This is a genomic window from Amycolatopsis sp. NPDC059021, assembly GCF_042739895.1.
GTDB lineage: Bacteria > Actinomycetota > Actinomycetes > Mycobacteriales > Pseudonocardiaceae > Amycolatopsis.
In genome coordinates this window covers 56,516-64,193 of the sequence record NZ_JBHYIQ010000058.1, presented here as the reverse complement: position 1 = coordinate 64,193, position 7,678 = coordinate 56,516, and the positions used below count along the sequence as shown (strand labels likewise).

Sequence of the window (7,678 nt, the reverse complement as noted above, 5' to 3'; positions counted from 1 at the left end):
GCGGTCTCCCCTCGCGCCCCGCAGTTCGTCTCGCCGCGTCAACTCACCATCCCCCCGCGGGGGGGGCGACCCCCCCCCCCTGGGGGCGATTAACCGGCATTCTGGGCCCCGGTGGGACGGTCGCCGGGTTGTCGGTGCGCCGCCCTAGGATGTTCGGCAAGGGGGCCTCAGGGCGGGCTGAATCTTCCGTTCATTCCTTCAGGGCGTCGCGAACGACGCGTTCGGGACGTTCAGCGTCTCGAACGGAGCGTTCGCGACGCTGGTGTTTCGCGGCGCGCCGGAAGCAACCGGGGCGCGCGAGGATGTCGCGAACGGAGCGTTCGCGACATCGGGGAACGGGGGCCGCGAGGAGACTCAGGCGCCTTCGACGCCGATCTCGAACGCGGACTCGGTGTCGGCGGCCGAGTAGGAGCGGAAGGCGATGTGGGTGACGGTGTCGAGGACGCCGGGCACCTTGCCGATGCGGCCGGGGATGAGGTCGGCGAGATCCTCGTGGGCGGCGACCCGGACGGTGGCGATGAGGTCGACGTCCCCGGCGCACGAGTAGACCTCGCCGACGCCGTCGAGATCCGCGATCGCCTGCGCGGCGGACGGGATCGCGTCCGCTTCGACCTGGATCAGCACGATGGCGGTGATCACCGGTTGTCCTCCCAAGTTCGGGTCGCTGCTTCGCGCGATCCTAGCCGGGTGCGCCGGTGTCTTGCGGGACACCCGCGACGAGCGGTTGCGCGAATACAAGCCCGTCGCGCCGCGGAATCAGCCCGCGACCCGTTCCAGTGACCGCGCGCCGGAGGCGAGGTCGAGCCAGCCCGTCCAGCCCGCCACGGCGGCGGGCTCGGCCCACGGCCTGCTCGTCCGTACCAGCCGGACGCCGGGGCGGGCCAGCCAGCGGAACAGGACGCCGACCTCCTCCGGGGCGGCGCCGTGGAGCGGGCCGGGACCCGGCAGCACGGTCTCGGCGGCGGCCACCAGGTGCTCGACGATCGGCATGGGCGGGACACCGCGCCGGGCGACCCCCGCCGAGGCGAGCCTGCCGTAGCGGATGATCGCGAACTCCCAGCCGCCCGCGCCGTCCGGCGCGGCCGCGACGAGTTCGGTGATCGAGGCGAGCGCGGCCTGCCGGTGGGCCCGGCCGACGGCGCGGACGAGGCCGGCGAGGTCGTCGCGATGCCGGGCCGCCTGTTCGAAGTGCTGCCCCTCGGCGAGCCGGTCGAGCTGGGCGGCGGCGTTGCGCAGTGGCCCGGCGCCGTGCCCGGCGATCAGTTCCGTGACGGCGTCGACGGCGGGGGAGTAGGCCTCGACGGTCTGCCGTCCGGCACACGGCGCGCCGCAGCGGCCCAGTTCGGCGAGCACGCACGGCGTCCCGGAGGCCGACGTCGGGGAGATGCGCTGGGTGCAGGTCCGCAGCCCGGACGCGCCGGCGAGGGTGTCGGCGGCGGTGCGGGCGTCGGCCTGGCTGCGGAACGGGCCGAGCACACCGGGCCGGGCCAGGCGGACCACCGACAGGCGAGGGAACGCCTCCTCGGTCAGCCCGATCCACCAGGCGTGGTGCGGGTTCTTGGACCGGCGGTTGTACATCGGCCGGTGCGCGGCGATCAGCCGCAGCTCGCGGATCTCGGCCTCGAGCGCGTGCGCGCATTCGACGGCGTCCACCCGCTCGGCGAGCGCGACCATCTCGCGGATCCGGCCGCGGCTCTCCGAACCGGTGAAGTACTGCCGGACGCGGCGGCGCAGGTCCTTGGCCGTGCCGACGTAGAGGACCTCGTCGCCGGGTCCGCGGAACAGGTACACGCCCGGCCGGGACGGCAGGTCGTGGGCGAGGTGCCGTTTCCGGCGCTGCGCCACGGTGACCTCGGGCAGGTAGTCGACGAGTTCCTCGAGCGTGTGCACGCCGAGGTTCCCCACCCGTTCCAGCAGCGCGTGCAGGACGTCGACGGTGGCGCGGGCGTCGTCGAGCGCGCGGTGCGTCGGCCGGGTGCGCGAGCCGAGCAGCATGGCCAGCGAGGAGAGGCGGTAGCTGCGGGCCTCCTCGCGCGGGATGACCCGGCGGGCCAGCCGGACCGTGCACACGACCGGCGGTTTCGGCCAGACGTAACCGTGTCCCTCGCAGGCCGCGCGCATGAACGACACGTCGAAGCCGGAGTTGTGCGCGACCAGGACGCTGCCGCCGATGAACTCGAGGAAGGCGGGCAGCACCCGCTCGATCCGTGGCGCGTCGTACAGCATCGCCTGCGTGATACCGGTCAGCGAGACGATCTGCGGCGGGATCGGCATCCCGGGGTCGACCAGCGTCGCGAACTCGCCGAGTACCCGCCCGCCGCGGACCTTGACCGCGCCGATCTCGGTGATGCCGTCCGGCCCGGGTTTCGTGCCGGTGGTCTCCAGGTCGAACACGACGAAAGTGGTGTCCCGCAAGGGGGTGCCGAGCTCGTCGAAGGCCAGCTGAGCCTGGCCGGTGCGTCCACGTGCGTCCATGATCCCCGCACAGTAGAACCGGCCACCGACATTCCCGGCGCGCGCGCAAGCCGTCCCACGCGACGCGGATTCGACGTACGGGGCCTACCCTGGACCAATGCACCCGCAGCCGGCCGACCCGGAACTGCCCGAGGACGCCACCGGCCCCTCGGGTGTCGTTCCGCGCCAGGAGGCCGGCCCCGAAGCGGAGTCCGCCCGGCCCGAACCGGCGACCTGGACCGCGCTGCCCGAGCCGGTGCGCGACCGGATCGCCGAGCTGGCCGCCGCCGCGGTGGCGAAACTGCCCGCCGCGGACGTGCCGAGGCAGCTGCGCCCGGTCGCGAAGTTCGCCCCGGCCAAGCGCGCGAAGCTGGGCGGGGCGGCGCTGCTCACCGCGCTGGGCGAGTCCTCGCAGTTCCGCACCGCGGTCATCGAATGGCTGCGGGAGCACCGCACGGACGTGCTCGACCCGAACGCCCCCGATTCCGTCGCCGCGGCCGCCGCGGCGGTGCTGCTCGGCGAGGCCAGCGCGGCGGGCCGGGTCCGGCTGGTGGCCAAGAACGCCGAGGAGACGGCGCTGCGGGCCGAACGGGACGCCGCGCTGGCCCGCAACCAGCGCCTGGAGGCCGAACTCGCGCAGCTGCGGGTGGAGCTGGAGAAGGCACGGGAAGTCGCCGAGAACGCCCGTGGCGAGCGGGAAGCCGAGGTCGAGAAGCTGCTGAAGCGGCTGCGGGAACAGGGCGTCCAGCTGAGGCAGGCCAAGGACGCCGCCGCGGCCGCGCGTGCCGAGGCCGAGACCGGCGCGTCCGCGCGCGACGAGGAGATCGCCGCGCTGAACGGCCAGCTCGAACGGGAACGGCAGCGGGTGGCGAACGAGCGGGCCCGCGCGGAGCGCGCGGTCGCCGACGCCGAGATCGCGCGGCAGTCGGCCAGGGAAGCCCGTGAGGCCGACGAGGTGCGCCTCGGCCTGCTCATCGACACCATCGACGGCGCGGTCACCGGATTGCGCCGTGAGCTGGCGCTGGGCGCCCGTGGCGCGCGTCCGGCGGACATGATCCGCGGGACCCGCTCCGGGCTCGGGCAGGGCGGGCGGATCCAGGACGTCTCGGCGCTCGACCGGTACCTGGCGCTGCCGAACGTGCATCTCATCGTCGACGGGTACAACGTCACCAAGACCGGCTACCCCGAGCTGGCGCTCGCCGACCAGCGGGACCGGCTCATCCACCAGCTCTCGGCGCTCGCCGCGCGGACGGGCGCCGAGGTCACGGTCGTCTTCGACGGCGCGGGGGTGCTCTCCGTCCCGGCCGCGGTGCCCCGCGGCGTCCGGGTGCTGTTCTCCGAACGCGGGGTGCTCGCCGACGACGTCATCCGGTCGCTGGTCGCGGCCGAGCCCGCCGGGCGGCCGATGGTGGTGGTGACCTCGGACCGGGCGGTCGCGGACTCGGTCCGCGGCGGCGGGGCGCATCCGGCGCCGTCGGCGGTGCTGGTCAGCCGGTTGAGCCGGGTCTGACGCGCGACGCGCTTACCCTCGCGCGGCCTGCTCGTCGTGAGCGCGCGAAAACTGTCGGTGGTGACTCCTACCGTGTTTTCCGTCAGCACGGAACTGTGAGGAGACCGACATGGACGACACCCGCCACCGCCCGGTCGACGTGGACCTGGCCGAGATCGACACCCTGATCGTCGACTGCGACCGGTGCGCGGTCCGCGGCGACGCCTGCTCGGACTGCGTCGTCAGCGTGCTGCTCGGCGCGCCGCCCGCGGTCGTGTGGGACGCCGAGGAACGTCGCGCGGTGGACGCGCTCGCCGAGGCGGGAATGGTGCCGAAACTCCGGCTGGTACCGGAAGGAGGCCGGCAATCCGCGTGACTCGCCCGATTCGTGGCTAGGCGGTGAAAGGTCGATCCGCTCGGTAAACGGTCGGTAGTCGAAACGGTACTCGGCGAAGGTCCAGCGTGTGGTGCCTGTCACAGTATTTCTCCCTCGCTGGTCCGATGGTGTTTCGCCGCGTCACGCAGAGTTTTTAACGGGGGCTTGGTGGACGGGCCCCCGGTCGTTTCGTAACCTGTCCGAGATCTCGTGGCCAGCAGCCGTTGCCAGGACGGCGACACGGGATCGCCGCCGGAACAGCTTTGTCGGGGAGCTGGGACCGGAACCACCCGCGTGCCTCACCTGTTGCGGAAGAGCACGGCCAGGTACGCGGCCGGGACGAAGTGCCGAAGAGGGCCCCCGACCTCTTCGGCAGGTGTGCCAGTCCCGGGCCGGTAGGCGGCCGAGAGCAAAGGAGACCCGCGCGACCGTGCAGTCGCATCCAGTCAAGCGGGTGGTGTCAGGTGCCATGGCCGCGGTAGCGGTGATCACCGTCGTCACCCTTGCCCAGCCGGCGGCCTCCTCCGCCGCCCCGTCCCCCGCCCCCCAGGTCCCGCCCGGCAATTCCTCGGACGCGCTGGCCAAGTACCGCGACCTCTCGGCGCAGGCCGAGAAGATGAACCAGGAACTGCTCAAGGCCCAGGACGATCTCAAGGCCAAGCAGGGCGACCTCGACAAGGCCGCCTCCGACACCGACGCCGCGAAGGACGCCGGTGCCAAGGCCGCCGAGAACGAGAAGAAGTTCCGCACCGAGGTGGACAAGTTCGCCGGTGCCTCCTTCACCAGCGGTGTGCAGCTGAACAAGCTGTCCGCGCTGCTGGCCGGTGGCAGCACCCAGGACTTCCTCGAGCGCTCCTCGGCGCTGGACGTGCTCTCCGCGGACAAGAACGTCGCGCTCGGAAACCTCAGCGGTGCCGTGAAACAGGCCGCCGAGTCGACCGCGAAGGCGGCCGACGCGCAGAAGCGCGCGCAGGACGCCCGCGACGCCGCGGCGAAGCTCACCAGCGACATCGAGGCGAAGAAGAAGTCCCTCGACGCGCAGGTCGCGGAGCTGAAGACGCAGGCAGGCCTGCTCAGCTCCTCCGACAAGGCCGCGCAGAAGGACACCGGCGGCAGCAGGCCCAACGTCAAGGCACCGGGACCCGCGGCGCAGGCCGCGGTGGACGCGGCGCTGAGCAAGCTGGGCAGCCCGTACGTCTACGGCGACACCGGCCCGAGCACGTTCGACTGCTCCGGGCTGATGCTGTGGGCCTACAAGCAGGCGGGCGTCAAGCTGCCGCGCACGGCCGACGCGCAGATCGCCTCCGGCGGCACCCCGGTTTCGCGGGATCAGCTGCAGCCGGGTGACCTGGTCGGCTTCTACTCGCCGATCACGCACATCGGCATGTACATCGGCGACGGCAAGATGGTGCACGCGCCGGACACCGGCGACGTCGTCAAGATCTCGCCGCTGCAGAGCCAGTACGCGGGCGCCACGCGCCCCAGCAGCTGAGCCGGGTACGACCCGGGAAACGGGGCGGCACCGCACACGCGGTGCCGCCCCGTTTTCGTCGGAGCCGGGATCAGTAACCTGCACGGTGTGCTGAGGACCCTGCTCGTGACGAACGACTTCCCGCCGCGCCCCGGCGGGATCCAGAACTACCTCAACTCGCTGGCCACCCGGCTGCCCGCGGACGACCTGGTGGTCTACGCGCCGTCGTGGGAGTCGAGCACGGGCTCGCACACCGAGTTCGACGCCGAGGCACCGTTCGAGGTGGTCCGGCACCCGACGTCGCTGATGCTGCCCACCCCGGACGTGCTGCGGCGCGCCAAGCAGATCATGCGCGCCCGCGAGTGCGAGGCCGTCTGGTTCGGCGCCGCCGCCCCGCTCGCGCTGCTGGCGCATCCGTTGCGGCGGGCCGGCGCGCGGCGGGTGCTGGCTTCCACGCACGGCCACGAGGTCGGCTGGTCGATGCTGCCGGGTTCGCGGCAGGCGCTGCGGCGCATCGGGGACACCGTCGACGTCGTCACCTACGTCAGCAAGTACACCCGCCGCCGGTTCGCCGCCGCGTTCGGCCCGATGGCGGGCCTCGAACTCCTTCCGTCCGGAGTGGACACTTCGCTGTACAAACCGGACCCGGGCGCGCGCGAGGAGATCCGCGCGCGGTACGGCCTCGGTGACCGGCCGACGGTGGTCTGCGTGTCCCGGCTGGTGCCGCGCAAGGGGCAGGACATGCTCGTCTGCCTGTTCCCCGAGCTGCGCAAGCGGATTCCCGGCGCGGCGCTGCTGCTCGTCGGCGGTGGCCCATACCGCAAGCGCCTCGCCCAGGCGGCCGAGGCCCTCGGCGTCGCGGACGACGTGGTGTTCACCGGCTCGGTGCCGTGGGCGGAACTGCCCGCGCACTACAACGCCGGGGACGTCTTCGCGATGCCCGCGCGTACGCGGGGTAAGGGGCTGGACGTCGAAGGGCTCGGGATCGTCTACCTGGAGGCCTCGGCGACCGGGTTGCCCGTGGTCGCGGGCAACTCCGGTGGCGCGCCGGAGGCCGTACTGGACGAGGTCACCGGCCACGTCGTCGACGGCCGTGACGGCGGCCAGCTGCTCGAAACGCTGGCGGCGTTGCTCGCCGATCCGGTGCGGGCGCGGCGGATGGGCGCCGCGGGCCGGGAGTGGGTCGCCGAGAACTGGCGCTGGGACACCATGGCCGGGCGGCTGTCCGGCCTGCTCGACGGCGAACCCGTGGCGGCCGTGCGCTGATGGCCGGGATCGTTCTCTTCCATTCCGCGCTCGGCTTGCGCCCCGCGGTTTTCGCGGATGCCGAACGGTTGCGCGCCGCCGGGCACGTCGTGCACGTCCCGGATCTCTACGCGGGGAAGAGCGCGGACAACGTCACCGACGGAATGGCGATCAACCGGGGTATCGGCTATCCGGAACTGCTCAGGCGTGCCGCGGCCGTCATCGACGATCTGCCGGGCGGGCTCGTCTATGCCGGGCTGTCACTGGGCGCGAGCCTGTCCGCGAACCTCGCGAAGGCGCGCGGGGACGCGAGCGCGCTCGTCATGCTGCACCACGCGCCGGAGTACGTGCCGGGCGTTCCGGCCGCGCTGCACGCGGCGGACCCCGACGAATGGGTCGAGGCGGACCGGTACGCGGCGTGGGCGGGCAAGCCGGACGTCGAGACGTGGCGGTACCCCGGCGTTTCGCACCTCTACACCGATCCGGGCACCCAGGAGAGCCTGCCGGGTGACGCCGCCGCTGCCGAACTCACCTGGCAGCGGGTGCTGGAGTTCCTCGCACGCCTCGGCTGACCGGCATCGCCCGACGTGGGGGGGGCGCGCGGGCGGGGGGGAGGTCGGGACAGGAGAGGGGGGGGGGGGTC

The 7,678-nt window shown here is 72.9% G+C and carries 7 protein-coding genes; 5 read left to right on the top strand and 2 right to left on the bottom strand.

The features are described 5' to 3' along the window. Nucleotides 1-354: 354 nt before the first annotated feature. Nucleotides 355-639 carry an Lrp/AsnC family transcriptional regulator gene (locus ACFWX1_RS29645; protein WP_378330785.1) on the bottom strand — a complete coding sequence of 95 codons (285 nt, stop codon included), beginning with the start codon at nt 637-639 and terminating at the stop codon, nt 355-357. A 117-nt stretch (nt 640-756) separates the two neighbouring features. Further along, nucleotides 757-2,475, bottom strand: a complete 1,719-nt coding sequence (locus tag ACFWX1_RS29640) for a DEDD exonuclease domain-containing protein (protein WP_378392833.1) — start codon at nt 2,473-2,475, stop codon at nt 757-759. A gap of 97 nt (nt 2,476-2,572) precedes the next feature. On the opposite strand from ACFWX1_RS29640, the gene ACFWX1_RS29635 reads away from it, so the two are divergent. The 5 genes from ACFWX1_RS29635 to ACFWX1_RS29615 all read left to right on the top strand — a co-directional run bounded on the left by ACFWX1_RS29635 (nt 2,573) and on the right by ACFWX1_RS29615 (nt 7,607). After that, entirely contained in the window at nt 2,573-3,964 is a 1,392-nt protein-coding gene (locus tag ACFWX1_RS29635) for an NYN domain-containing protein (RefSeq protein WP_378392831.1), read from the top strand. Nucleotides 3,965-4,073: 109 nt separating this feature from the next. After that, nucleotides 4,074-4,319 carry a hypothetical protein gene (locus ACFWX1_RS29630; protein WP_378392829.1) on the top strand — a complete coding sequence of 82 codons (246 nt, stop codon included), beginning with the start codon at nt 4,074-4,076 and terminating at the stop codon, nt 4,317-4,319. Between the two features lie 430 nt (nt 4,320-4,749). Next, complete coding sequence (locus tag ACFWX1_RS29625) at nt 4,750-5,811, top strand: C40 family peptidase (protein ID WP_378392827.1); 1,062 nt, start codon at nt 4,750-4,752, stop codon at nt 5,809-5,811. A gap of 87 nt (nt 5,812-5,898) precedes the next feature. Further along, the gene (locus tag ACFWX1_RS29620; RefSeq protein WP_378392825.1) at nt 5,899-7,056 is read left to right on the top strand and encodes a glycosyltransferase family 4 protein; all 1,158 of its coding nucleotides are present in this window, start codon (nt 5,899-5,901) and stop codon (nt 7,054-7,056) included. After that, the gene (locus ACFWX1_RS29615; protein ID WP_378392823.1) at nt 7,056-7,607 is read left to right on the top strand and encodes a dienelactone hydrolase family protein; all 552 of its coding nucleotides are present in this window, start codon (nt 7,056-7,058) and stop codon (nt 7,605-7,607) included. Before ACFWX1_RS29620 ends, ACFWX1_RS29615 begins: the two co-directional genes overlap by 1 nt. Nucleotides 7,608-7,678 lie beyond the last annotated feature (71 nt).